General features: G+C 37.7%; 1 protein-coding gene. It reads left to right on the forward strand.

The genetic code is table 11. The features are described 5' to 3' along the window. Positions 1–535: 535 nt before the first annotated feature. Positions 536–1,030, forward strand: a complete 495-nt coding sequence (locus tag AC58PQ_RS29535; protein ID WP_497247959.1) for a hypothetical protein — start codon at positions 536–538, stop codon at positions 1,028–1,030. Positions 1,031–1,167 lie beyond the last annotated feature (137 nt).

Below are 1,167 nucleotides of genomic sequence, written 5' to 3' on the forward strand. Positions count from 1 at the left end.
TCTCAGGCAAAGCACTAGAACATTCACGTCTCATTACCCACTGAACATTGTGAATCATTTCACACCTTAACTATATTAAAATAACTGTCTTGACATCTTGTAGCACCATAATCCTCGGGATATGGAAAATATTTTTCCCAACATATACGCGTTGTCAATTTAATCAAAAACTAGAATTTAGCAAATCCAGCATCCTTGTTTCAAGGATAATTGGAGTACTTGTCTTAATTTTTGGTTTAATGTTTATTGTGACATCGCTTTTTAAACCAGGTGGGCTTCTCGATTAACCTAAAGTATGAACGATAGCGTAGCGGTGGAACCGGATCCATCGCTTCTTTCCGTTTCTATGTGATCGCTCAACGGGTAACTATAGCTCAATAGACATCAGGAGAAGGCTGCCGACAGTATAGAACGGCAGCCTTCTCAGTTAACGGGATAATGGAGTGAGTAGTAGCTATAAAAAGTGAAACTGAAACAATTTCACATTTTATACCGTCTAAATGTAACGAGCATATTTACAAGAGCAACTCGTTGGATGGGAGAAAAAACTTTGATGGGACGAAAAACGATAATGGTAATTTTGACAATTGTTGTGCTTTTATTAGAAATAGGTTGTAAATCCAAAGTTGAGCAATCTACGGAAATTCACTCGGGTGTTCAACTCGGAGAACAGTTTAAGTTAAATTTTGATTTGATCAGTGAAATTAAAGTAGAAGAAAGAGAGTCTTCACAATCTGCAAACAAGTTGACCTGGCGACCAGTAGGAAAACCGTTGAAAGGGAAAGAACATATTCGAAATTTTGAACAAGCAGTTCGAACGGCAGATATTATGAATGGGCAGCCCAAAGCTATTTTTCCGAACTTTAAGCTAACTGCAATTGACAGTGAAGGTAAAGAACTCATTAAAGTAACCGTTTGGATTGAGGGCATGGGCATGATTGAAGTAAACGATACATTCTGTACATTGACAGAAGACGGAAGGAATAAGTTTTTGACGCTTTTAAAAGATGCTGAAGCGGTAAGTAGTTAAGCCTTATCATTGTGCTAACTGATAACGTTAGTTGAACTTCGCTGAGCTGCGATTTCGAAAACCGGATTCCCTTGTAGAGTAAGGGAAAACCGGTTTTTTTATGCAACGAATTGGCAATCAAGAACAAACATTAAATT

The sequence above is a fragment of the Paenibacillus sp. J22P143 genome, assembly GCF_059692035.1.

Excerpts from the sequence above, each read along its gene's own strand:
- AC58PQ_RS29535 (WP_497247959.1), top strand. The coding sequence starts at position 536 with ATGGGAGAAAAAACTTTGATGGGACGAAAAACGATAATGGTAATTTTG.